The following is a 23,564-nucleotide window of genomic DNA, read 5'->3' on the forward strand; positions in this document are numbered from 1 at the left end:
GACACGCGGACACGCGAGCGGGGGCGGGCCCAACGGGCCGCCCCCGCCGTGCTCGGGGCCCCGGCCTCAGTCCCGCGGGGACGGCGGCCGGTAGGCGGGCGGAACGTCGCGGGGGTCGCGCCGCACGGCGGCCGGGCGGTCGCCGCCGGCCGTACCGTCCTCCCGGCCCTCCTCCGCCTCCTCGTGGGACTGCTGCTCGAACCAGCGCCGGGCGCGCTCCTCCTGCGCCGCCCGCTCCTCGGGCGTCAGCAGCTCGTCGGCACGCTTCAGCTCGGCCATGCGGTCGCCGAGCGCGCCGAGGTAGGCGCCGGAGCCCAGTGCCTCACGCATGCCGAGGCGGCCGGAGAGCACATCCCGCGCCATCTCCTTGAGTGTGCCGTCGACTTGGGGATGGTCGGCGAGTGTCCTGAGCGCCTTGTGCAGTCGGCGGGCCTGTGCGGGGTCGTCGGCGACGTCCATCAGGTCCGCGTCGCTGATCTCCTTGCTCATCGGCTCCGTTCCCCCGGTCAAAAGTGTCGTGACGAATGTGTGCATGCCATCGTGCCATCAGCCGGGGGCCAAGGGCACGGGCACGGGCACGGAACCAGGCGCGGGCGCGCGGCCGGCGGCGCGGACACGCTTCGTCAACCTTTCGGCCCTACTTCCCGGAGCGCTGGCCGGAGTTCCCCGATCGGATGTGGCACGGTCTGTCTGACCGATGCCGAAGGAGACGACGAGCGATCATGTCCTACCCCGAGCCCCGTTACCTCGGAGAACAGGGCGAGGTCAGCGCGCTGTTCCGCGCCGCCGACACCGGTGCGGACGTGCTCGCTCCCTCGGGCAACCGCACCCACTACCTGGCCACGCACGCGTCGACGGGCGGCGACTTCGGCCTGTACCGGATCGACATGGGCCCGGGCTCCGCCGGCCCCAGCACCCACTTCCACCGGTCGATCTCGGAGGCCTTCTTCGTCCTGTCCGGGGCGGTGCAGCTCTTCGACGGGGAGCGCTGGATCACCGCCCGCCCCGGGGACTTCCTCCATGTGCCGGCCGGGGGGCTGCACGCCTTCCAGAACGACTCCGACGAGCCGGCGTCGATGCTGCTGCTCTTCGCGCCCGGCGCGCCCCGGGAGGAGTACTTCGAGCGGGCCGGAGAGATGGCGCAGCGCGGGGGTGTGGAGTTCCGCGAGTTCTTGCTGCGCCACGACAGCTTCTTCGTGGAGCCTCCGCAGGTCGGGCCGGAGCCGCTGTGACGGACCGGCCGCGGTCGGCCGAAGCTCTCGTCGACGACGCGGAGGCGGTTGCCCTCGGTGTCGGCCGGGACGACGAGGTCCGGCTCCGGCGGACAGCGGTCCCGGTCGACCCGGCGGGCGCCCAGGGCGACCGGCCGCTCCACCTCCGCCGCCTGCTCGGCGGCGTCGTCCGCGTCCAGGTGGACCCGTTCGGACCCGGCGGTGCTCCCCCACCGGGGTCGCACCGGCTCCTGGCACGATCGTCCCGAGGGCCGGCGTGGATCCGATTCCGGCAGCCGTCGTCGTACGGGAACGGGCCTGCCGGGGTCCGGGACCGGCGTCACGGCGCGTGCAGCTCCAGGCGCCAGTCGTTGCAGCGGATGGGGTGCCCCGGCGGGTACTCGAAGTCGCACTCCTCCACCAGCGTGAAGCCGAGCTTGCGGCAGATCGCGTTCGAGGGGTGGTTGTCGACCTTGGGGAAGGCGTGCAGGAAGCGCGGGCCCTTCTCGGCCGCCGCCCGGGCGATGACGGCCTCCCCGGCGGCCGCCGCGACGCCGCGCCCCTGGAACTCGGGCAGGACGCCCCAGCCGGTCTCGTAGACCGTGCCGCCCCGCCAGGACTTCTCCCAGTAGCCGATGCTCCCGGCCGGCACCCCCTCGGGCAGCAGCACGATGCTGAACATCCCGCCGCCCTCGCTCCCGCCCGTCAGGTACCGCTCGTGGCGTACGAGCAGCTGCTCCTCGGTCTCGGGGCCGCCGAGGTGGCGCATCATCGCGGGCGCGTTCGCCCGCCTGAGCAGCTCGAGGTCGCCCTCCGCCCACGGCTCGATCCGTACCTGCGCGCCCATCTTCCGCTCCCCTCGTCGCTCCTGCCGATCACACCACACGGGACGGACACCGCCACCGATGAGTTTCGCCGGGCCGCCCGGTCCCATCACCGGAGCCGTTCCGCTGTGGCCCGGCCCGACCAGGAGGGCAGCACCATGAACGACATCACCATTACCCGGGTCTTCGACGCGCCGCTCGCCAAGGTGTGGAAGGTGTGGACCGAGCCGGAGTACTTCGCCCAGTGGTTCGGCGCCCCGCTGCCCACCGTCGCCAGCGACGTCCGCCCCGGCGGGGCCTGGCGCGCCACCATCACCACTGCGCAGGGCGAGATGCCGCTGAGCGGGGTGTACCGCGAGGTGGAGGTGCACAAGCGGCTGGTGTGGACGATGGACGTCCCGGGCGCGCCCGAGGTGGTCATGGACGCCGCCTTCACCGACCGCGGGGACCGGACCGAGGTCGTCTACCACCAGCCCGGTGTCCCCGAGGAGCACTGCGCCACGGCCGAGGCCGGTGCCAACCACATCCTGGACAGCTTCGCCTCCGTCCTGGCGAAGTCCTGACGGGAAGGGGCGGCGAACGTGACGCGGACGACCTTCGTCCTGGTCCCCGGGGCGGGCGGCGGCACCTGGTTCTGGCACCTCCTCGTGCCGGAGCTGCGCCGCCGCGGCCACGCCGCGGTCGCGGTGGACCTCCCCACCGGGGACGACCGCGCGGGGCTGCGGGAGTACGCGGACGCGGTCGTCGCCGCCGCGGGCGACCGCGCGCCACTGGTGCTGGTCGCCCAGTCGATGGCCGGCTTCAGCGCGCCCCTCGCCTGCGAACGGCTCGGGGACCGTCTCGTGCTGCTCGTCCTGGTCAACGCGATGGTCCCGGCGCCCGGCGAGACCGCCGGGGAATGGTGGGCCGCCACCGGCCAGCCCGAGGCCCGGCGCGCCCTCGACCTCGCCGAGGGGCGGCCGGTGGACGGGGAGTTCGACCCCCTCGTGACGTTCTTCCACGACCTCCCGGGACACGTGGCGGAAGAGGCCCTGGCCCAGGGGAACCCGCAGTCGGACACCCCCTTCGGCCAGCCCTTCCCGCTGCCCGCCTGGCCGGACGTGCCCACCCGCGTCGTCGTGGGCCGCGACGACCGGCTGTTCCCCGCCGCCTTCCAGCGGCGCGTGGCCCGGGAACGGCTCGGCGTCGAGGCCGACGTCCTGCCGGGCGGGCACCTCGTGGCGCTCGCCGACCCGGACGGGCTGGCGGACCTGCTGGTGGGCTATCTGCCGGGCTGAGGCAGCGGTCGGCGCAGGTGCAGGGCGCCGGGGCTCCACTGCTCCCGCCCGGTCCCGCGCACCTGCGCCGTCCAGCCCGCCGCGACGGCGGCGGCGCGGTCCGGGCGCGGATCCGCCCGGTCGCGTACGCGTCCCACCGGGCCGGGTCGGCGGCCCACCCCAGCCGGAACCGGGGCCAGGTGAGGACGGCGCGCCACGGGTTGAGTCAGGCGAGCGGGGGGCTGAGCCCCGCCGACGCAAGGGCCGAGAGCAGGCCCAGGGCGAGCGCGACCGCGGCCCACACCGGCAGCCACAACCACTGCAGGACGAACTGCGCGAGCAGCCCCGGCCTGTTCCTGCGCGGGGTTGCGAGACGCACCGGGGCGGTCACGCGGTGCCGTGCGAGCGGTGCACCACGGCCTGCGCGTAGGCCAGCCGTACGTCCAGCCGGTCCGTCCGCACCTTGTATCGCTCGGACATCCCGTAGTACTTCAGCGGGGCCGGCGAGCCCACCCCCTGCCGCCAGGCCGTGCGGACGGGCAGCGACCAGGCGGAGTCCCCGGTGCCGCCGACCGCCCAGAACAGGTTCAGGACGAGCCACAGCGGCGACAGCAGCACGAAGACCGCCCACGAGGTCAGCGTCCCGCCGTACCCGGCGAGCACCCGGCCGCCCGGCAGCCTGATCTCCCACCGCGGTCGCCACCGCGCCCGCTTCGCCGGGGTCCCCAGCTCCCCCAGTTCCTCGCCGCCGGGCCCGAGCACCGACAGCCGTCCGCCGGACGACTGCCCGCCCGCCGGCCGTACGACGAAGCCGAGCGTCTCCCGTCCGGCCAGGTCCCGGTACATGGCGAACCGCGGCTTGGCGTCGGCCCCGGAGCGGCCGGCGGGGGCACCGTGCCCGACGTAGACGGTCTCGCCGCCCCGCCGGGGGCGGATGACCTTCTGCAGCTTGAAGCCGGCCTGTCTGCGCTCCTGCTCGGAGGGCGGCCGTACCTGGAACGAAACGACACTCATCCGGTCACGTCCTGTCCTGTGTCACCCGAAGACGGAGCGGGCGTCGCCGCCCGCGCTGGGCTGCTCCGGTGCCCCCTCGGGGACGCCGCCGGAAGCGCCGCGGTCGCGTGCGAAGTGCACGCTCTCCCCGATCTCGGACATCAGCGACACGTACACCGGCAGGTCCGCCAGGCTCGGGGTGCTGAGCGAGAAGACGACGAGGTAGCCGCCGAAGGGCGACGGCACGTAGAGCTCGATGTGCAGGAACGCGAAGGGGGCGGCGACCTGTTCGCCGTCGATCTCCGTCGCGTGGAACGACACCACGGCGGGACCGCACTCCAGGTCCACCTTGTGGACGTCGCGGTGCGGCTCCAGAGAGAGCAACTCGTGCAGCGCCGCCGCCGCGATCCCGGGGTCGCCCGGCTCGGTCTCCTCGATGCGCACCAGGAGGTTGGCCGTGCTGATCCGGTCGTCCTCGGTGGCGAACAGGCCGAGGGCCGCGTGCAGCACCCCGTCGGCGTCCAGCGACCCGGCGACCTCGCGGTACACCGCGGCGGTGGCCTCCCGCTGGAAGTCGGTGCCGCCCGGCCAGATGCGCGCGGCCAGTTCGGACACCTGCGCGTCGAGGGCGTCGGGCGGGAGGTGCAGGGGGATCTCGTGGAAGACGTCCGGGGACTCGAACTCCACCAGCACGCCCGGCGCCTCGTACAGCGACGTGCTCATCAAAGCCTCCCGGCCGCGGGCGTGTCCGAGTTGTTGAACATGTTGTAGACGCCGGTCACGATACCGGGGGCCTGCTGCGCCACCTGCGGTCCCTTGGCCCACCACGACATGGGGTCGAGCGTGCCGTCGGCCCGGATGGCCGCGCCGAGGGAGTTCTTCACGCTCTGCGGGGCGAACTTCTCCACCGCCCAGCTCAGCGCCTTCTCCTTGGCGGACGATCCGACGGTGTCCAGGACGTGGTTGTCCCAGGCCATCTTCATGCGGTTGCCGAAGCCCTCGGCGCTGACCGTCTTGCTGCCCGGCAGTGCCTCCCGCCGCAGCAGGCCGACCTTGCCCTCCAGCTTCTCGACCGTGTAGCCGGCGTTCTTCAGCGCCCGGATCTTGGTCACGTGCTCGATGGAGGCGATGGTCCTGCCGTTCACCTTGTAGAGCTTCATCGGGATCTTGACGCCCTTCATGGCGACCTTCCCCAGCTTGCCGATGGGGATGACGCCCAGACCGTCGCCGATCAGGTCCATCGCGCTGACGTCGGCGCCGCCCAGTTTCGCCGCCCCGTGGGTGGCAAGGGCGCCCAGCGACAGCGCGCCGCCCGCGAGGGCGAAGGCTCCCGCAAGGGGCGGGCACCAGAGCGTGAGCAGGGACAGGACGCCCATCACCGTCGAGGCGATGCTGAGCCAGTCACCGATCTGCTTGAGCAGGTCGGCGTGCTTGACGCACCAGTTCTGGATGTCGTGGCCGACCTTGGTGAAGAAGTCGGCGAGTCCTTCGAAGAAACCGGCGTCGGGCGCCTTGTCGTTGGCTTTGCGCAGCCTGTCCGCGACGCCACGGGCGTCGGACTGGTGGTGCTCCAGCAGTTCCTCGGCCCGCTTGATGATGTCCTCGAGCTCCTGCTGCGCCCTCTCCAGCTGCTTGCCCGCGGAATCGAGGTCCTTGCCCGCCTGGTTCAGCCGGTTCGACGCCGCGTCGATCCTCGCCTGGGCGTCGGCGAGTTCGCTCTGTGTCGCGTAGTACTGGCCGGCCAGGCGCAGCGCCGGGTCCGCGGCCGCCTGGTTGTAGGCGGACGCCGCGCGGTCGTAGGTGCCCTGCCCGGTCTTCTCCCGCTCCTTGGCCGCCTTGGCCTGCGCCTCGTACTCCCGGGCCTTCTGCTGGTAGTCCGCCAGTTTCGAGCGCCACGAGGACAGCTGGAGCGAGGCCTCGCGCAGCGCGTCGCGGCTGTCGCCCACATAGCGCGGCAGGTCGCCGACCTTCTCGGCGAAGGCGCTCGCCGCCTCGCCCTCCCAGGTCTTGCCGCCCTTGGTGATCCCGGTGAGCGTGGTGTAGGCGTTGTCCAGGCCCGCCGCGGCCCGTGACAGCTTGGAGTTGAGGTCCTCGACGCTCTCCAGCTTCCCCGGTGCCGGGTCGAAGCCTATGGCGGGGTACTCCGCCGCCGTCATCGCGCACCCGCCGTGGGCCGCTCCTGCGGGGCCGGGGACGGGGTGGGCTTCGGAGCCGCGCCCTGCGTCATGGCGTCTCGGATGGCCTGCTCGGTGGCCTCGTAGTTGTGCTTGGTGGCCTTGAGCTTCTCCTCGATCTGCGCCGTGCCGTCGGCTATCTTCCCGATGGCGTTGTCCCAGCTGTCGTGGAACTCGTCGCAGGCGTTGTCCAGCGCCTCGCTGCCGGTGCTCTTCGGACCGACGTCCTTCAGCGCGCCCAGCGCCTTGCGCATGTCGTCCTGGCTGTCGTGCAACTGCTTCAGCAGCCGGTCGAGGTCCTGGACCTCGACCTTGAAGTGGTCACCCAATGTGTGTCCCCCGCGTGGACCGCCCGCCGTACCTCAGCACCAGGGCGGTGATGTCAGCCGACCCACCGAGGCTACCGCTCCCCATGTGCCGCTTCACCCCCGCACGGAGGCTTCCCGCAGGATCTCTACGCACCCACGATGCGCGCGCGGTTGCGCGGACGCCGCACGGGACGAAGGGTGCCGGGTGCGCCCCGGACGTGATCCGGTATGTTCGGGTGCAATTGGCATGTCCTCGCTTAGGCGATGGAGCGGCACCGGAGTCAGGGGCCGCGCGCACGGCGGACGTGCCGGGATCGCAGTCAACGGGGATGGGGCAAAGGGATGAGCACTCCCTTCGACGGTTCACAGGACGGCGCGGCCGCGCGGATGCGGCTGAACTCCGTACCGGCGGACCCGGGCGGCGGCGGGACGTCCGCCGGGACGACGAAGGTCGACACCCAGCGGTTGGACGGGGCGGCCAACGCCCTGGTCGAACTGCGCGGTGACACCGAGAACGTCGACAACAAGGCCGACGAGGACACCCTCGGCGCCGTCACGGGCCTCAACAGACACACCGCCCCCGGCCCGCCCGAGGGAGGTTCCTGGGCCACCGCGGGCTCCCTGGTGGGCATGGACGTCCGCTGGGGCGACCAGGTCGCCAACCTCAAGCTCATGCTGCAGGACATCAGCGACAAGCTCCACACCAGCTCCGGCCACTACACCCGCGCCGAGCAGGAGGAACAGGCCCGTCAGGCCTCGATCCACACCCCCTTCGGCTAGACGCCGTCCCGCGCCCCGGGAGGCCGGGGCCACTGTGCACGGCCGCAACGGAAATCCACATCCGCCCGCAGGGACGTACAGGAGCTGACGCACACATGGTGTCCATCCCCTACCTCGACAAGGCCGACCTCGGCCCGCTGGCCGACGCCGCAGCCTCGTGGGGCGCACTGCCCGCCAAGTACGACGCCCTCCAGCGCGAGTTCGAGCAGCGCGTGATCAACCACCTCAAGGGCCACTGGGAGGGCGACGCCGCGACCGCGGCCTTCGCCACGATGAGCCGGGCGCGCGCGGAGTACGAGAACGCCGCCACCGAGGCCGGCCGCATCGCCAAGCTGCTGGCGGACGCCCACACCGAGTTCGCCGCGTTCCAGAAGCAGCTCCATGCCCTGCTCGACGAGGCACGGGCCGACAGTTTCCAAGTCGCCGAGGACGGTGCGATCAAGGACGTCGACTCCCGCTGGGACAGTCCGACCGCCTCCGCCTCCCCAGGCTTCGCCACCGAGCGCAAGGAGAAGCTGGACTCGCTCTCCTCACGCCTGACGCGCGTGCTCGAACTGGCCACCGCCGCCGACGAGGCCGCGAGCGCCGCCCTCGAACGCGACTCCAACGGCGAGAGCCGGTCGTTCAACACCAGCGTGTACACCAGCCTCGACGCCGTCGAGGCCGACCAGGCGGCCGCGCTCATGACGAAGAAGGGGCGGCTGTCCGACGCCGAGCTCACCAAGCTCGACCTGCTGCTGTCGGCGAACAAGAACGATCCTGAGTTCTCCCGGCAGTTCGCGGTGAGGACCGGAGCCGAGAACATGCTGGGCAAGTACAACGAGATCGTCACCCCGCCCGCGGGGACGCATCTGTCCAAGGGCGAACTGGCCCGGCTCAAGGACATCCAGAGGAACCTGGGCACCACCATCGGAACGGCCACCACGTCCGACGACCGCGCCGGCCACCGCGACCCGGCCATCACGAAGTTCCAGGACGACCTGCTCGAGGCCGGCCGCCGCGACTTCAACGCCAACCCCACCGAGACCCCCTACGGTCTCAGCGGATACCAGGTGACCAGCAGTCTGATGAGCCACGGGAAGTGGGACACGGACTTCCTCCAGGCCTACGGCAACGACCTCATCACCGCCGAGAAGAACGGCAGCAACGGCGGGCAGAACCCGGACGCCTACTGGAGCGGCAGCATGACCCGCGCCCTGGGGCCGGCGAACATCGGCGCGCTCGATCCCATGACGGGCTTCATGGACGCCCTGGGCCACAACCCGGCGGCCTCGACCGAGTTCCTCTCCTCCGAGTCGGAGATCGACGGCGAGAAGGTCGACCATCTCGACTACCTGATGAAGGACCGCCACTGGCCGGAAGGCGCGGGATTCACCGGCGACTCGAAGAACCCCAGCGGCTACAACAACCTGGGGCACGCCCTGGAGTCGGCGACGACGGGGCACCCGTACGACACCAACCCGTCGGCGGACACCCCGGCGCACAACGAGAAGCAGGCCCGCCTCATGGAGGAGGTCGTCCACTCCGTCTCCCAGGACTCGGAGCTCGCCCACGACGGGATGCAGGACAGCCTGGGCCGGATGGCGGGCGAGTACATGCCGGACATCCACCAGTCCCTGACGAACGACCGCTCGGGGAACAGGGACCAGTTCTATCCGATCGCGGGCGCCGCGGCGAACCTGAGCGAGCAGGACACCTCCCGCTTCCTCATGACCGTCGGAAAGGACCCGGAAGGCTACGCGGCGATCAACCTCGCCGAGAGCGCGTACACCTCCAACCTCATCGACTACCACCTGCAGCACCCCGAAGCGTTCGACGGGGCCACGGACACCGCGCTGCGGGAGATCGCCAGGTCGTCCGGCGAGGTCCAGGGGAGCATCGCGATCGGCAGGCGCGAGTCGGACATCGGCGACGCCGTGGAGGCCGACAAGGCCTACAACGACGCCATGGGAAGGGCCGGCAGCTACGCGTCCGGGATCGTGGGCACCGGAATCGGTGTCGGCACGTCCTTCATCGCCACACCCGCCGTCGGCGCGGGCGTCGGCGGCGTGGCGACCACCGTCACCGGGGACCTGATCAACCAGATCGTCAGCGGCGCCGAACGCGACACCATGGGCAACGCGGTGTACTCCAGCGGCACCGACTGGGAGGACGCGAAGTACTCCACTTCCGCGGTCCTCCAGGATGCCTACCGGAACTCCGCGGAGGCCCAGGGACAGGGCCGCGTCGCGGACTACCAGAACATCTTGGCGAACGAGGTCGAGGTGGGCTTCCACTCCGCCGACAGCAATCTGGACGGCTACGGGCAGGACAAGAGGGGCACCGGACAGGGCTGACCCCTGGCGTACGCACGGGATCGGCCTCGGACATCGCGACACAGGGATGACGGCACATGAAGTGGGAAGACCGGACGTGGCTCCGGAAGAACGGCGGGCGTCGGCTGATCGTCTCCGCGGTGGTCCTCGCCGCACTCGGCGCGGGGTACTACGGATTCCAGTTGCAGTACCCGGCGGCGAAGGCGGGCCGGGCATGCGGCGGGATGCTGCCCGTCGACCCGGTACTGGATCTCGCCGGGAAGTCGCGGCTGAGCCTGGTCGGAGCAGGCTTCGACGTCGACAGTCGGCAGTTCGACGTGTCCGACGACGTGAAGGAGCCCGGCGGGCTCGCCGTACGGTGCGAGGTGGGCGGCGTCGAGGTCTCCGTCGAGACCACCGCGGGCGCACACAACGCCTACGGCGCCTACACCTTCCAGCGGGAGGAGCAGGTCCTGCCCGTCCCCCTGGACGGGGGGTGGCAGGGCTTCATGGTCACGGGGAACGGTGATGCCACCGCGTCCGTCGTACTCGGCTGCGGGAACTGGGCACCCGAGAGGGGAGGCGGGATCCTGGTGACGGCCACGTCGCCCTCGGGCACCGAGCTCACCGCCGGCGTGCGCCTCGCCCTCGCCCGCACCGTGACTGCCACGGCACAGCGCGCTGCGGACAGCACCGGGTGCGCGGCGGAGCCGGGGGACGCGGACCGGCTGACAGCCCCCGCGGCCGGGGCAACCACCGTGCCGGCCACCGAGGCCAAGGGCACGTGCAAGGGGATGACCTCCGCGACCGAGGTGCGCGAGACACCGGCCGAGGCCGCACCGGTGGAGGAGTGCGTGCTCGCCGGGCACCTGCAACTGGCCGCCGCGTACGGTCCCTTCAACGACAACTCCCAGGCTGTCGCCGCAGGCAGGTACGGAGGCCACGACAAGCCCTCGGGCGTGGACCGCACATCGGTGTGGACATCGGCAGGCTGCCAGGGGGCCCTCGGCGTCGGCTACTACCAGGCGTCGGCCGTCGACGGCAGCAACCGGGACTTCACCAGGACGCCGCTCACCGCGTCCGAGCGGGCCGACCTGCAGCGTTTCGCGGAGCAGTCGGCCGCCCGCCACGGGTGCGGCAGCCCGGTGAAGCTCTCCTGACGGCCGTGGGGGTCCGTTCGCACGGAACGCGGTTCACCGGAGTGGTGGCCGGTCGGCAGTCGGCGCCGTCCGGCCCCCACGTCGACTACTGGTTCGGCCACCGCCCCGGCGCCTGCGACTGCTGCTGGTAGGGGTTGCCGCCGCCCTGCTGGTACTGCGGCTGGTGGGGCGGCTGCCCGTACTGCGGCTGCCCGTTGCCGTCCCAACCGGGGCCACCGGGCCCTCCCGGGCCCCCGTTGTTCCGCTTGCCGCGGCGTGCGATCTTGACGATCAGCAGGATGACGAGGACCACCACGATCAGCCCGGCCAAGCCGACGACCGCGAGGACCAGGCCGTTGTCCGAGGAGGACGAGGACGCGGCGTCATCGCTCGCGGTGGAGTTGTCCTTGGGCGCGGTCGCTCCCGGGGCGCCTTCCTTCAGCGACTCGGGAACGGACAGCGGGCCGTACTTCGAGCCGGCCGGGATCTCCTGCTTGAGTGCGGCCAGCGGCTGGATGAAGCCGTAGCCGTAGTGGTCGTCGGGGAGGTCGGTGCCCTTCGCGGCGGCGGGAAGCCCGGCGGTCTTGGTCAGGCGGTTGGCGATCTGTCCTGCGGTGAGGTCGGGAAACTTGGCGCGCAATAGGGCGGCGGCAGCCGAGACGAAAGCAGTCGCGTTCGAGGTACCGTCACCGATGCCGTATCCCGCGGCGTTGCTGTTCCCGCCGGAGCTGATGATCCTCGTGGCGGGGGCGGTCACCAGGACGTCCGGGCCGTAATTGGATCCGCTCCACACCACGCCCCGGTTGTCCACACCTCCCACCGCGAGCACTCCCGGATAGCTCGCGGGATACATGGGCGCATCCGGTCCCTTCCCGTCGTTGCCGCTACCCGCCACGACGAGTACGTCGTGCTGCAGGGCATAGGCGACCGCGGCGGCCTCGTCGGCGCTGCGCTGAGGCCCGGCAAGGGAGATGTTGATGACCGAGGCACCATGGTCCACCGCGTACCGGATCGGGGCGCCGGGGTCGCCGCCACCCGTGCCGTCATCCCGAATGGAGAGGATCCTGGCTTTCGGCGCGAGCCCCATGACGCCGTCGGAGTTGCCCGCGCCGTGACCGTGGCCCGCGATGAGCGAGGCCATTCCGGTGCCGTGGCTCTCCCCGGCCTCCGGGGTGGTGGCGCCGCCGTCGATGAAGTCCTTGCCCTCGATCACACTGCCCTTCACATCGGGGTGCTGGGCGTCCACACCCTCGTCGATGACGGCGACGGTGACGCCGGCCCCCTGCGAGATCTTCCAGATGCCCTCCGATTCGAAGGCCTCGAGCGGCCACTGTTTGTCGCGAACATCGTCCGCGGACGCCTGGGTTGCCGAGGAGAGCACTAGCGCAGCTGCCAGTACCGTGCCCCCAGCGGTCCGCAGTGCACGTGTGAAACCCATCCCGTTCGTCCTCCTCAGACAACTTGGGGGCGCGGCGTTCCAGCCGCGCCCCCACACCTTGCCAGACGGTGCCGCGTACCCGCCGTCTACTCGATGACCCGCGGAGCGTTGTTGCGCTCGGGCGTCCAGGTCTCCTCGTCCTCGACCAGGTAGTCGGGCCGCTCGCCCTCGCGCCGCTCTTCCTCTTCCGTGCGGTCGGTCTGACCGCGACCCATCATGCGGTTCGCACCCCTGCCTGTGTTGCCGCCGCTGCCGGCGCCGGCCGCGCCGCGACTCTTGTGCAGGCCCGAACCGCCCGGTGTACCACGGGTGCCCGAACCGGTGCCCTTGGCGGCGCCGACGACACCGCCGCCGCGACGAGCGAGGCTGCCGCCGCGCCCGGCGGCCGACCCGCCCCTGCCGCCCGCACCCGCGCCCGCGCCGCCGGCACCGGGCATACCGCCGCGGCCCCCTGCTCCGGCACGGCCCGCCGCGCTGCCTGCGCCGCCGCCTCGATTGCCCCGGGCACCGCCGGCACCCCCGATACCGCCGGGCAACCCTGCCGTCCCGCCGCCGGCACCCCCGGCGCCACCACCGATCGCGCCGCCCACGCCGACTCCTCCGCCGGCGCCGCCTACGCCGCCACCGGCCCCGGCCGTTCCGCCGGTCGGTGGGGTGAAACCGTCGATCGCAGTGCCCACTTGAGGTTTGGTGCTGGTGGGCGGCTTCTGCACACCGCCCGTGATGCCCGTTTCACGCGGTGACCGCACCTGCTTGGTTCCCCCGGTCCCGCCGGTGGGGACCGTCGTTCCGCCTCTGCCGGTGGCCGACGCCTTGGGGCTCGACGAAGGTTGCGAAGGGGAGGTCGGCACGACGACGGGAACCGGAGGATTGCCGCCGGGATCCCCGGGGTAGTCCTCTTTGTCACTGATGGGACGCTTACTCCAGGTCCCCATGGTCTTGGTCTGCGACGTGTACGCGAGGGCCAGGGTCTCCATCTTGGCGGCCATCTTCAGCTGGGCTTCCTTGCCCGCCGAGAGACTGCCCTCATGATTGTCCAGGGCGCTCTGCGCGCCGCGGTTGCCGCGGATCTCCTGCTGCCAGTCCTCGTTGCGGTCGAACCCGTCGGTGAGCTTGTCGCCCATACTCGCGAGCGTGCTCGGCTTCTCCATACTGTCGACCTCCGCCTTGACAGGTCGCAGCACGTTGGCGGCGCTCTGCATTGCGGTGGAGGTGTAGTGGGCGTAGGTCGCCGTGTCATTGATCTGCGTGGAGATCATCTTGGCCTTGGCGGCAAAGCCCTCTGCAGCGCTCCCCTCCCAGTGCTGGAGGATGTGGTCGACGGCCTTGTCGAAGACCGCGCGCACGCTGTCGTCGCCCTTCACCAGCATGTCGCGAACGCGGCCCCAGCCTTGGGCCACGCCCTCCACGGTGTCCGGGTTGGCATTGGCGAGCATGGCCTTCATCTCGTCCATGTTCTTGCCTGTGGCGAAGGGCGTCTTCACCTCGCCGGCGAAGCACATCTTCTCCGCCTCGTGGTAGTCGTAGGACAGCTCGTCACCCATGATTGGCAACCCCCTGGTGGATCCGCTCTTCCTTCATGGCTACACGCATCGCTCAGCCACCGGACATGCTGGTCTGGCTGTCGAATTCCGCGTTCGAGTAGTGCCCGTGGACCCTCTTGGTGTTCTTCCCGAACCGGTCCATGACGTCGTGAACGGCGTTGATGATGTCCTCCAGGTAGACCTTCATCGCGTCGTGGGCGTCGGTCAGCTCCTTCGCCTCGACGAACTCGGCGGAGCCCAGCGCGCCCCGCGGCAGAAACGTCTGGTTCACCGCGCAGGACTTCGCGCTGCCCATGCTGCTGAGTACGCCGTTGAGCTTGGTGATCGTGTCCTCGAGCTCACTCAGATCGACCTTGTACTGGTCACTCATCGTGTCGCTTCCCCGTTCCTACTCATGTGGTGATCCCTCGCTTGCGACGCCAGTCGCCCAGCACCACGCCGCCGCCCACCAGCAGCGCGACACCGCCGGCGGCGCCGCCGACCGTGTAGACGGCGTAGCGCTCGGTGCGTTCCTGGGGGCTCTCGCCGAGGATGACGGTCGCGGCCTCGATCTTCTCGTGGGCCCCGGCGTTGACCACGGGGTCCGGTGTCGGGGCGTCCTTCGGGGTGGTGGCGTCGTCGTTGACGGCGGCCACGGGGTCGATGACGCCCCAGCCGACGAAGTCGTCGCGACCCGGCTTGCTGCGGTCCGCGGTCTGCTCGATCTGGGTGATGACCTGGCGGTACGTCCAGTCGGGGTGCTTGGCCCGGATGAGGGCGGCGACGCCGGCGACGTACGGCGCGGAGAAGCTGGTGCCCTGGTCGATGCAGTGGCCGCCGAGGGGGACGGTGGAGACCATGTCGACGCCGGGGGCGGCGACGCCCACGAAGGGTCCGGGCTGCGAGAAGTTGGCGCGGGCGTTGTCGCGGTCGGAGGCGCCCACCGCGAGGACGCCGTCGTAGGAGGCGGGGTAGGTCAGCTTGACCTCGCCGCTCGCGCCGTCGTTGCCGGCGGAGGCGACGATCAGGGCGTCGCGGTCCTTGGCGTACTCGACGGCCTGCTCCAGCGCGGAGTCGGGCGGCATCGCCGAGGCGGTGTCCTGCGAGATGTTGATGACCTTGGCACCCTTGTTCACGGCGTGCCTGATCGCCTCGGCCATCGTCCTGACCGTACCGCCGCCCTGGTTGTCGTTCTGGCGGATGGCGAGGATCGACGCGCGCGGGGCGATACCGACGAATCCGGTGTCCCTGGCGGGCCGGGCGGCGATGATGCCGGCGACCTTGGTGCCGTGGCCGACCAGGTCCTTGGTGCCGTCGCCCTTGTCGTCGATCAGGTCCTTGCCGGCGCCGAACTTGATGGCGGTGGCGAGTTGCCTGTTGCCCTTGTCGACGCCCGTGTCGATGACGGCGACGACCACCCCGAGGCCCTGGGTGTCCTTCCACAACTGGTCCAGGACGATGCGCTGCAGCGACCAGGGCCTGCCCTTGATCACGTCGGACGGGAACGAGCACTGGGTGTCGTCGATCTGGAACCACTCGTTGTCGCCGTCGTCGGCGAGGACCGTGCGTACGTCACCGACGGCCGGTGCGTGGGGGACACCGGAGGCCGGCAGGCCGAAGGCGGCGAGCGCCGCTGCTGCGGCGATTGCGGCGTGGCGCCCCACGGCGTGCGATCCCACTGGTGTTCCGTCCTCCCGTTGTGTGCGGTTCGTGGTCAAACCGCCGACGAGGGCGAGCACGTACGTCTCCCGTACACGCCCGCCCTCATCACGTCCTACGCGGCCAGGCGCGCGGTCAGCCCCAGATCTGCCGGTTCTTGTTCTCGGTGGCCTGGTAGTTCTGCGCGGCCGTGTCGAGGGCACGGGCGATGGCCTCCAGCGTCTGGTGCATGGACGCGGCGCGCTGGTCCCACTCGGTCTGCTTGGCGCGGTAGGCCTCCTGCGCGGAGCCCTCCCACGTCGTCGCGATCTTCTTCACGCCGGCCTCGAGGTCGTCCAGCTGGCGCTTGATGTTGTTGGCCGTCGTCCGCACGTCGGTCGCGGCCTGGGAGATGGTCTGGAAGTTGACCAGGATCTGCCCGGACATGTGATGTCTCCTCAGATGTTGGATTCGGAGGCGTGATCCGGCCGGCGCGGCGTCAGGTCACCGCGCGGGGACGGTCATCCGAACGGGTTGCCACCCTGCGCCGAGATGCCCTGGATGGACGCGCGCTGCTCCTCTTCCGAGGCGGAGTAGTTCTTGGTGCTCGCGTCCACGGCTTCCTTGATGTCGCCCAGGATCTGGTTGATCTTGTTGGCGTCCTGGTTCACCTGCGACTGCAGGTTGTTGTACGCCGTGGCGGCGGAACCCTTCCACCCGGAGGTGATCGTGTCGATCACGGTCTGGAGGCGGCGGATCTCGCCCTGGATCGAGGAGTTGACCGTGGAGATGCGGTTGCTGAACGCAACCATCTCCTCCTCGGTCATGGTGAACTGCTGTCCAGCCATGTGTCGCGTCCCCCATGAGACGTAGAAGATCGGATTCGACGTACATCGGAAGATGTCGCCGCTCTTCAACTCTAGCCAATAGCAGTGACAAGGCGAACAGATACCCGGTTCCGTATCGGGATCCTGACCTTCATCACCAAACCCTCACGGTGCCACGGGTGTTGATGGCTTGGCCAATGGATTGTCCAATACTCAATCAATACCCGTGAGCGTCCGCGGAAATACCTGTTCAGGAGCCCTGAGCCTGCTTCGCCGCGTTCACGTCGAGCGTCGGCCCGCTCGCGAGAAGGTCCGACCAGATCCGCGGTACCGGCACCGGGGAGTTCTTCGCGTAGCCGAGCTTGGTCTGCACGACGCCGACCGCGTCGTCCTGCTTCGCGGCGCCGCCGCTGTCACTGTCGCCGGTCGTCGGCACCGAGTAGCGCAGGCCGGTGTCGGTGACCAGGAAGATGGACCCGATGCGCTTGTCGGTACCGTCGTACGCCTTGTAGAAGATGCCGCTACCTGGCGAGACGTAGGTGTTCGTACCGCTCTGCGCCACGTCCCGGGGGAACTTCTTCCCTGCCCACATGGTCATCGCCGGCATCTTGGTGAGCTTGTCGTCCACGCCGCTGTACACGCTGCAGGCGACCCTGCGGCCGTCCTTCTCGTCCTGGGTGTTGGCCTGCGTGACCGCCTTCTCGGGCCAGCCGAGCTCGTCCATGAAGGTCTCGCTCGCCCGGGCCGAGGTGACTTCGCCCACGTTGACGGAGACCGCCTCCGGCGACCCGCTGTACAGGGACCTCGCCTGAGTGCTGTTCAGCAGCAGTTTCGCCATGAAGTCGGTGACGCGGACGACCCGGTCCCGCTGCACCACGTACTGGTCGTCGTTGGCCTTCAGCACCAGGCCGACCTTGGCGTGCTCGGGGCTCAGGCCCGGGGCGGTGGACGCCTCGCCCATGCCGTCGACCGTCGGGAAGGTGATGCCGGCGCCCGGCACGTTGTTCAGGGTCGACAGGAAGTCGGCGTCGACCTTCTGCGGCTGGGCGGAGGCGCCGAAGATGACCTGGCGCAGGGTGTTGACCAAGTCCTTCTGCTGCTTCCAGCCGGGGCCGCCCAGCAGGTAGGTGAAGCCCCGGTCCGTCACCAGGTACTGGGCGCCGCCCGGCACCTCGATGTACATGGCCTCGTCGTCGCGGAGCCGGTTCCCGCCCCCGACGAGGGCCGCCTCCTTGGGCTTCTGCTGGTTGACGACGAGCACCGCCCGCTGCGCCGAACGGTCCGTGCCGCCGCCCGGGGTCTCGCACAGCGCCCACGTCTTGGGCTTGCCCGCGTCGGCCTGACCGGGCAGCCGGTCCGGGGCGTAGGGGATGCCGATGGTGGTGCCCAGCGTCATCCCGCTGTTGTCGAGCACCGACTCCTTGACCTTGATGACCTCGAACTTCTCGGGGTCCAGGAGCAGTCGGGCGGAGGCGAGGTTGAGCACGGGGTGCAGCTGGGCCTCGCCGTTGGTCTTCAGCACGACATAACGCGTGGTGGACTCGTCGCCGACGATGACCTTCTGGGCCGGGGTGTCCCAGCCCTTGGGCGCGGCGGGCTTCAATATGCCCCAGAATCCGAAGCCGACGACGACCAGCAGGCCCACGACGAGGCTCGGGGCGACGGTCTTCAGCGGACGCGGGGCGGCCTCCTCCGAACCGTGCGGGGAGGGCTGGAGGAACGCGGCCACCGTGCGCCTGCGCGCGAACGAGTAGGCGTTCAGCTCATCCCGACGTGTCGCCATCCCTGCGTCAACTCCCCGTATGTCGCTGCTTGTCGTGGCGCTCCCCGGGCCCGTCCGTCCGCTGCGGTGACGGCTGTGGCGAAGGGGACCCCTACTATGCCGTGTGACGATCGCACCGTACGGTACGGGGTAGCGCGATCGGCCCGCCAGCGGCGCCCTGAGCGTCCCGCGCCGGCCGGGCGAGCGGACGCGAGCGAGCGCCGGCCGGCGCGGGACGCCGCCCACGCGGCACAGGTACCGGCAGTAGCAGAAGGGTTGTACGGGGGATGACCACCGCGACCAGGTCCCGGCGCAGTCCGGGCGACGAGCCAGCGCAGCAGCACACCGGGCCCCCCGGGGACACCCCGGACGGCGCCCCCGCGGCACGGGCCGGAGCCGCGGCGCCGGTGATGACCCGCAGGCCCGGGAGCATAGGCCCGGTGCGGGTGCAGCAGCTCGTACTGATCGAGCTGGCACTCGCACTGCTGCTGGGCGGATGGCTGATCCACGAGGTGGTCGGGCCGGTCGTGGCCGCGGTCGTCGCCGTGCCGCTCGTGCTGTTCGGCCTGCTGCGCCGGCGCGGCCGCCCGATGCCGGACTGGATGTCCGCCGCCCGGGCGCTGAAGGCCCGTCAGCGGCGCAACGCCGTCGGCGTCCCGCAGGGGACCGACCCCGGATTCGTGCCGGCCGTGGAATGCGATCCGGCGCTGCGCACCTACGGGTACACCGACGAGCGCGAGCAGCGCGAGATCGGCATGGTCGGCGACGGCACCTTCCTGACCGCGGTGGTCCAGGTGCAGGCCGTCGACGAGCCGCTGCGTCCGGCACGCGGCGTCCGCTCGCTCCCCCTGGACCTGCTGAACGGCCTGCTGACGGTGGACGACATCCGGCTCGCGTCGGTGCAGGTCGTCCAGCACACCCAGCCCGCCCCCGCCCCGCACCTGCCCCCGCAGGCGGTGGCCGCCCGCTCCTACGCGCCGCTGCAGGCGCAGAGCCGGACGCCGGGGCTGCGGCTCACCTGGATCGCGATCAAGCTCGACCCCGAACTGTGCCCGGAGGCGGTCCAGGCGCGCGGCGGCGGCATGGCCGGGGCGCGGCGCGCCCTGCTGCGAGCCGCCGACCACCTGGTGAGCCGGCTGGTGGGAACCGGCCTCGAGGCCCGGGTGCTGTCCGAGCCCGAGATCGTCGCCGCGGTGGCGACGTCCAGTTGTGTGAACCCGCTCGCCACGACGGGCGGCGCGGCCCTCGACGGCAGCCGCCAGGCGCGCCGCACCTCGGAGAGCGCGCGGGCGTGGCGGTGCGACGACCGCTGGCACTCCACCTACTGGGTGGGCCGCTGGCCGCAGTTGGGCTCCGGAGCCACCGCGCTGCCCGACCTGGTCGGCCTGCTGACCTCCTCCCCCGCGCTGGCCAGCACCTTCTCGCTGGTCCTGTCACCCGGCGGCAGCCGGGCCACGCTGCTGTCGGGATACGTACGGCTGACCGGTCGCAGTGAGAACGAACTCGTCGAGGCACGTCGCCGGTTGGAGGACAGTGCACACGCGTCCCGGCTGAGCCTGGTGCGGCTGGACCGCGAGCAGGTACCCGGCATCCTCGCCACGCTGCCCCTGGGAGGTACCCGCTGATGTCGGCTCCGACCGTTCCCGCCTTCGGCGGCCAGCGCCCCGGTGCGGGCTCCGGCTTCCCCGCCGGCGCCGAACCGCGCCCCTCGCACCTGCCGCAGGGCTCCGACCCGCGCGGCTCCTCGCTCGCCGGCACCGGACGGCGCACGCTGCGTGCCGCGTTCGGGCTGCTCGGGCCGCGCCGCGACCGGCACACCCTGTCACCCGGGCAACTCGCCGGGCTGTCCCTGCCGATCGGTGACGACGGTGTCGTCATCGGGATCGACGCCGCCGGCGGGCCCGCCGTGCTGGCGCTGAGCCGCCCGGCGCGGCTCGACGTGGTGCTGGTCGGCAGCATGTGGCTGGCGCAGGTGCTGTCGCTGCGCGCGGCCGCGACCGGCGCACGGGTCGCGGTGGAGACCGCCCGTCCCCAGTCGTGGGCGCCGATGGCGCAGGCGGCGGGCGGCGGCCAGCAGTGCGTGACGGTCCACGAGGTGGGGCGGATCGCCCCGCAGGGACCCTCGGTGCACAGCCCCGTCGTCATCGTCCGCGACTGCGGCGCCCGTCCTCCGCGCAGCCGGGTGGCGGCGCAGTCCTGGCAGTCGGTGATGACGCTGCTGCCGTACCTCGGGCCGTCGGCCCCGCGGTTGCTCGCCGGCGCCGACGTGGTCGGGCTGCAGCGGGTCTCACCCCAGGAGGCCGAGGTCATCGGCCAGATCATGGGGCTCTCGGAGGCCGACGTGACCGCGTTGCCGACGCTCGGCGACAACGTGACGATGTGGTGCACGCGCAAGCACCGGCAGTTCGTCATGACGCAGCCCACCGACGCGGAGTCCGGCCTGCTCGGGCCGGCGCGGCGCGTGGACTGATCCCGGGGCGGCCCGTCGGAACGTTCGGGACGCGCTCGTGCCGCGGCGGTTTCCGGGCCGCGGCACGGGGCATGGGGCACAGGGGTCCCCGGATCCGCAGCGGTCGCGTCAACTCGCGGACGGCGCTGCCCTCGTGCGGGGCGAACAGGGCATGACGACGGCGCGCCTGCCGTGATGCCCGCGGCGCTTGCCCTACCCGCGGGCCGGGTGATTAGGCTCTTCCGGAGTTCCCGCGGCCGTGCCGTGGAAACTCGGAGACGGGGGAATCGCGTCCGTTCCGACGGACCGGGCGCGTACATCAGTTGACCAGGAGGCACAGTGAGCAGCGATCAGGACGACATCCGCACGGGCGGGGCCGTCCCGGACGGGGATCAGTCCGACGCGGACCTCACGGGCGAGTTCCAGATCGACTACGCGCCGCCCTCCTGGTACACGCAGCAGGCGGGAGGAGGCACGCCGCCTCCCCCGGCCCCGGGCCCCGCGGTGAACCCGCCGCCGCCCGTCGGTCCCCCGGTCGCCGCTCCGGTGACCCCGCCCGTCGGTCCCCCGGTGGGGCCACCGGTCGGCCCGCCGGTCGGTCCACCGGTGGCGGTCGCGGCGGCGGCATCGCAGGAGCCGCAGCACCCCCGGCAGCCACCCGCACCTGCTCCGGCGCCCGCGGAACCGCAGCCGGCCCCGGCGGTCCCCGACGCCGCCCGCGAGGCCGCCGCGGCGGCGGTCTTCGCCGACCCCGGACCCGCCGGACCTGAGGAACCGCGGCCGGAGGAGGCGCAGCCGGCGGAGGAGCCCGCGCCGGTCGCGACCGAGGCGGCGCCCGCTCCCGCGGAGCCGGACCCCGCGCCCCGGCCCGAGCGGACGCCCGAGGCGGAGGCCGCGACCACCCCTGAGCAGCAGTCCGAGCCGCAGGCCGGGCCCCAGCCGCCCGTCACCCCGGCCCCGCCCGCCCCGGCGCCGCGGTCCCAGGTGCCGCCCCTGCCGCCGGAGTACCAGCCGGCCACCCCGCAGGAGGCGCCGCAGCAGGGGTACGGCTACCCGCAGCCGCCGCACCAGGGCGCGCCCTGGGGCGACCCCAACACGCCCGCACCGCACCAGCCGTACGGTTACGGCTACCCCCAGCCGGCCCCGCCGCAGCACGGTTACGGCTACCCGCAGCCGCCGCACCAGGGCGCGCCCTGGGGCGACCCCAACACGCAGCAGCCTCCCCAGCCGCAGCCCCAACCGCCCTACCCGCAGCAGGGATACGGCTATCCGCAGCCCGGGCCCGGCCCGCACGCCCAGCCGCAAACCCCGCAGCCTCAGCCGCCCATGCCGCCGTACGGACAGCCGGGCCCGCACCAGCCCCCGGTTCCTCCGCCCGGTCCCGGTCCGTTCCCACAGCAGGGGCAGCAGCCGATGCCGCCCTACGCCGACGGTGCGAACCCCCCGCCGCCGCAGCAATACGGCTACCCGCAGCCCGGGCCCGGCCCCTACGCCCAGCCCCAGCCGCCCCAGCCGCCGGTGCAGCCGCAGCCCCAGCCCCAGCCCCACAACCAGCCGCCTGTCCCGCCCCAGCAACAGCAGCAGCCCACCCCGCCCGTGGACCCGCGCACGGCCGCCGGCTGGGGCGGCCCCGGCCCGGAGCAGCAGCAGCGCGTCATGCACGGCGCGCCGCTCGGCTACAACGCGGCCGTGGAGCTGTCCTCGGACCGGCTGCTGCGCCAGCAGCCGAAGGCGCGCAAGAACAACAACCAGCCGTCGCGCTTCAAGATCGGGGCCAAGAAGGAGGAGCAGGAGCGCCAGCGCAAGCTGGAACTGATCCGCACCCCGGTGCTCTCCTGCTACCGGATCGCGGTCATCAGCCTCAAGGGCGGCGTCGGCAAGACGACGACCACCACCGCCCTGGGAGCCACGCTCGCGTCCGAGCGCCAGGACAAGATCCTGGCCATCGACGCCAACCCGGACGCCGGCACCCTCGGCCGCCGGGTGCGCAGGGAGACCGGCGCGACCATCCGCGACCTGGTCCAGGCGCTGCCGCAGCTCAACAGCTACATGGACATCCGCCGCTTCACCTCGCAGGCGCCCTCCGGTCTGGAGATCATCGCCAACGACGTGGACCCGGCCGTCTCCACCACCTTCAACGACGAGGACTACCGCCGTGCGGTGGCCCTGCTCGGCCAGCAGTACCCGATCATCCTCACCGACTCCGGCACCGGTCTGCTCTACAGCGCCATGCGCGGCGTGCTCGACCTGGCCGATCAGCTGATCATCGTCTCGACTCCGTCGGTGGACGGTGCCAGCAGCGCCAGCACGACCCTGGACTGGCTCGGTGCGCACGGCTACGCCGACCTCGTGCAGCGCAGCCTCACGGTGATCTCGGGGGTCCGCGAGACCGGCAAGATGATCAAGGTGGACGACATCGTCGCGCACTTCGAGACCCGCTGCCGCGGCGTGCTCGTCGTGCCCTTCGACGAGCACCTCGCCGCGGGCGCCGAGGTCGACCTCGACATGATGCGGCCGAAGACCCGGGAGGCGTACTTCCACCTGGCGTCGCTGGTCGCCGAGGACTTCGTCCGCGCACAGCAGGCGCAGGGCGTCTACCCGCCTCCGCGGCCGATGCCGCAGCAGCAGGGCGGCTACCCGCAACAGCACGGGCAGCAGCCGTACCCGGCCCAGCAGCCGATGCCCCAGCAGCAGGGCGGCTACCCGCCGCAGCAGCCGCCGTACGGACAGCCCGCGCCCCCGCCCCCGCCCCCGCAGGGCGGCATGCCGCAGGGCTGGACCCAGCAGCCGCCCCCGCCCCCGCAGGAGGCGCAGCCCGGGCAGCAGCCCCCGGCGCCGGGGCAGATCCCGCCCGGCTGGACCCAGCAGCAGTGACGGAAAGGGCCCGTCCCGCCATCGTGGCGGGACGGGCCCTTTCTCCGGTCGGTCGGCGGCGCTCCGGCCGCGGG

At 71.8% G+C, this 23,564-nt stretch carries 23 protein-coding genes and 1 pseudogene; 9 read left to right on the top strand and 15 right to left on the bottom strand.

Going from position 1 to position 23,564, the window contains the following annotated elements:
* Positions 1-66 precede the first annotated feature (66 nt).
* Positions 67-489: a hypothetical protein gene (locus tag B085_RS44395; RefSeq protein ID WP_018562613.1), complete on the bottom strand. Its 423-nt coding sequence runs from the start codon at positions 487-489 to the stop codon at positions 67-69.
* Positions 490-722: 233 nt separating this feature from the next.
* Between B085_RS44395 and B085_RS0131585 the strand changes: the two genes are divergently transcribed.
* Complete coding sequence (locus B085_RS0131585; protein ID WP_018562614.1) at positions 723-1,232, top strand: cupin domain-containing protein; 510 nt, start codon at positions 723-725, stop codon at positions 1,230-1,232.
* Between the two features lie 44 nt (positions 1,233-1,276).
* Here the strand turns inward: B085_RS0131585 and B085_RS51740 are convergent.
* Together B085_RS51740 and B085_RS0131590 are read right to left on the bottom strand one after the other, a co-directional pair.
* Positions 1,277-1,624: pseudogene (locus B085_RS51740) on the bottom strand (VOC family protein); the annotation flags it as partial.
* Entirely contained in the window at positions 1,552-2,058 is a 507-nt protein-coding gene (locus B085_RS0131590; protein WP_018562615.1) for a GNAT family N-acetyltransferase, read from the bottom strand. The pseudogene B085_RS51740 and the gene B085_RS0131590, both read right to left, overlap by 73 nt.
* A 135-nt stretch (positions 2,059-2,193) precedes the next feature.
* On the opposite strand from B085_RS0131590, the gene B085_RS0131595 reads away from it, so the two are divergent.
* Positions 2,194-2,598, top strand: coding sequence for an SRPBCC family protein (locus B085_RS0131595; protein ID WP_037732880.1), 405 nt, complete (start codon positions 2,194-2,196; stop codon positions 2,596-2,598).
* Between the two features lie 18 nt (positions 2,599-2,616).
* The gene (locus tag B085_RS0131600; RefSeq protein ID WP_018562617.1) at positions 2,617-3,312 is read left to right on the top strand and encodes an alpha/beta fold hydrolase; all 696 of its coding nucleotides are present in this window, start codon (positions 2,617-2,619) and stop codon (positions 3,310-3,312) included.
* 205 nt (positions 3,313-3,517) lie between these two features.
* Here the strand turns inward: B085_RS0131600 and B085_RS49695 are convergent, their stop codons facing one another.
* Genes B085_RS49695 through B085_RS0131625 form a run of 5 tightly spaced genes read right to left on the bottom strand, consistent with a single transcriptional unit; the run spans position 3,518 to position 6,787 of the window.
* Positions 3,518-3,670: a hypothetical protein gene (locus B085_RS49695; RefSeq protein WP_158689861.1), complete on the bottom strand. Its 153-nt coding sequence runs from the start codon at positions 3,668-3,670 to the stop codon at positions 3,518-3,520.
* A gap of 8 nt (positions 3,671-3,678) precedes the next feature.
* Positions 3,679-4,305, bottom strand: a complete 627-nt coding sequence (locus B085_RS45990; protein WP_018562619.1) for a hypothetical protein — start codon at positions 4,303-4,305, stop codon at positions 3,679-3,681.
* Positions 4,306-4,326: 21 nt separating this feature from the next.
* On the bottom strand, positions 4,327-5,007 hold the full coding sequence (locus B085_RS0131615) for a hypothetical protein (RefSeq protein WP_018562620.1): 681 nt from the start codon (positions 5,005-5,007) through the stop codon (positions 4,327-4,329).
* The gene (locus B085_RS0131620) at positions 5,007-6,440 is read right to left on the bottom strand and encodes a putative T7SS-secreted protein (protein WP_018562621.1); all 1,434 of its coding nucleotides are present in this window, start codon (positions 6,438-6,440) and stop codon (positions 5,007-5,009) included. Before B085_RS0131620 ends, B085_RS0131615 begins: the two co-directional genes overlap by 1 nt.
* Positions 6,437-6,787 carry a type VII secretion target gene (locus B085_RS0131625; RefSeq protein WP_018562622.1) on the bottom strand — a complete coding sequence of 117 codons (351 nt, stop codon included), beginning with the start codon at positions 6,785-6,787 and terminating at the stop codon, positions 6,437-6,439. The genes B085_RS0131620 and B085_RS0131625 overlap by 4 nt, the downstream gene beginning before the upstream one ends.
* Positions 6,788-7,108: 321 nt before the next feature.
* On the opposite strand from B085_RS0131625, the gene B085_RS0131630 reads away from it, so the two are divergent.
* The 3 genes from B085_RS0131630 (at position 7,109) to B085_RS0131640 (ending at position 11,000) form a co-directional block, all read left to right on the top strand.
* A complete protein-coding gene (locus B085_RS0131630; RefSeq protein WP_018562623.1) occupies positions 7,109-7,546 on the top strand; it encodes a hypothetical protein in 438 nt (145 codons plus the stop codon).
* Positions 7,547-7,641: 95 nt separating this feature from the next.
* On the top strand, positions 7,642-9,882 hold the full coding sequence (locus B085_RS0131635; protein ID WP_018562624.1) for a WXG100 family type VII secretion target: 2,241 nt from the start codon (positions 7,642-7,644) through the stop codon (positions 9,880-9,882).
* A 56-nt stretch (positions 9,883-9,938) separates the two neighbouring features.
* Entirely contained in the window at positions 9,939-11,000 is a 1,062-nt protein-coding gene (locus tag B085_RS0131640; protein WP_018562625.1) for a hypothetical protein, read from the top strand.
* Between the two features lie 85 nt (positions 11,001-11,085).
* On the opposite strand, the gene B085_RS0131645 is transcribed toward B085_RS0131640, so the two are convergent.
* From B085_RS0131645 to eccB, 7 genes are all read right to left on the bottom strand, one after another.
* Positions 11,086-12,417 (bottom strand): S8 family serine peptidase, encoded by a 1,332-nt coding sequence (locus B085_RS0131645; RefSeq protein WP_051102221.1) that lies wholly within the window; start codon positions 12,415-12,417, stop codon positions 11,086-11,088.
* Positions 12,418-12,503: 86 nt separating this feature from the next.
* A complete protein-coding gene (locus B085_RS0131650; RefSeq protein ID WP_026251650.1) occupies positions 12,504-13,961 on the bottom strand; it encodes a hypothetical protein in 1,458 nt (485 codons plus the stop codon).
* A 52-nt stretch (positions 13,962-14,013) separates the two neighbouring features.
* Positions 14,014-14,331 carry a hypothetical protein gene (locus B085_RS0131655; protein ID WP_018562627.1) on the bottom strand — a complete coding sequence of 106 codons (318 nt, stop codon included), beginning with the start codon at positions 14,329-14,331 and terminating at the stop codon, positions 14,014-14,016.
* A gap of 22 nt (positions 14,332-14,353) precedes the next feature.
* On the bottom strand, positions 14,354-15,619 hold the full coding sequence (gene mycP, locus B085_RS0131660) for a type VII secretion-associated serine protease mycosin (RefSeq protein WP_018562628.1): 1,266 nt from the start codon (positions 15,617-15,619) through the stop codon (positions 14,354-14,356).
* Between the two features lie 115 nt (positions 15,620-15,734).
* A complete protein-coding gene (locus B085_RS0131665) occupies positions 15,735-16,025 on the bottom strand; it encodes a WXG100 family type VII secretion target (protein ID WP_018562629.1) in 291 nt (96 codons plus the stop codon).
* A gap of 74 nt (positions 16,026-16,099) precedes the next feature.
* Positions 16,100-16,426: a WXG100 family type VII secretion target gene (locus B085_RS0131670; protein ID WP_026251651.1), complete on the bottom strand. Its 327-nt coding sequence runs from the start codon at positions 16,424-16,426 to the stop codon at positions 16,100-16,102.
* A 229-nt stretch (positions 16,427-16,655) separates the two neighbouring features.
* Positions 16,656-18,188 carry a type VII secretion protein EccB gene (gene eccB / locus B085_RS0131675; protein ID WP_018562631.1) on the bottom strand — a complete coding sequence of 511 codons (1,533 nt, stop codon included), beginning with the start codon at positions 18,186-18,188 and terminating at the stop codon, positions 16,656-16,658.
* A 266-nt stretch (positions 18,189-18,454) separates the two neighbouring features.
* Between eccB and eccE the strand changes: the two genes are divergently transcribed.
* The 3 genes from eccE to B085_RS0131690 all read left to right on the top strand — a co-directional run bounded on the left by eccE (position 18,455) and on the right by B085_RS0131690 (position 23,490).
* A complete protein-coding gene (gene eccE, locus B085_RS0131680) occupies positions 18,455-19,792 on the top strand; it encodes a type VII secretion protein EccE (protein WP_018562632.1) in 1,338 nt (445 codons plus the stop codon).
* Positions 19,792-20,637, top strand: a complete 846-nt coding sequence (locus B085_RS0131685; RefSeq protein ID WP_018562633.1) for a hypothetical protein — start codon at positions 19,792-19,794, stop codon at positions 20,635-20,637. Before eccE ends, B085_RS0131685 begins: the two co-directional genes overlap by 1 nt.
* Positions 20,638-20,955: 318 nt before the next feature.
* Positions 20,956-23,490, top strand: coding sequence for an SCO5717 family growth-regulating ATPase (locus tag B085_RS0131690; RefSeq protein ID WP_018562634.1), 2,535 nt, complete (start codon positions 20,956-20,958; stop codon positions 23,488-23,490).
* Positions 23,491-23,564 lie beyond the last annotated feature (74 nt).

It is taken from the genome of Streptomyces sp. BoleA5, from assembly GCF_000373665.1.
GTDB lineage: Bacteria > Actinomycetota > Actinomycetes > Streptomycetales > Streptomycetaceae > Actinacidiphila.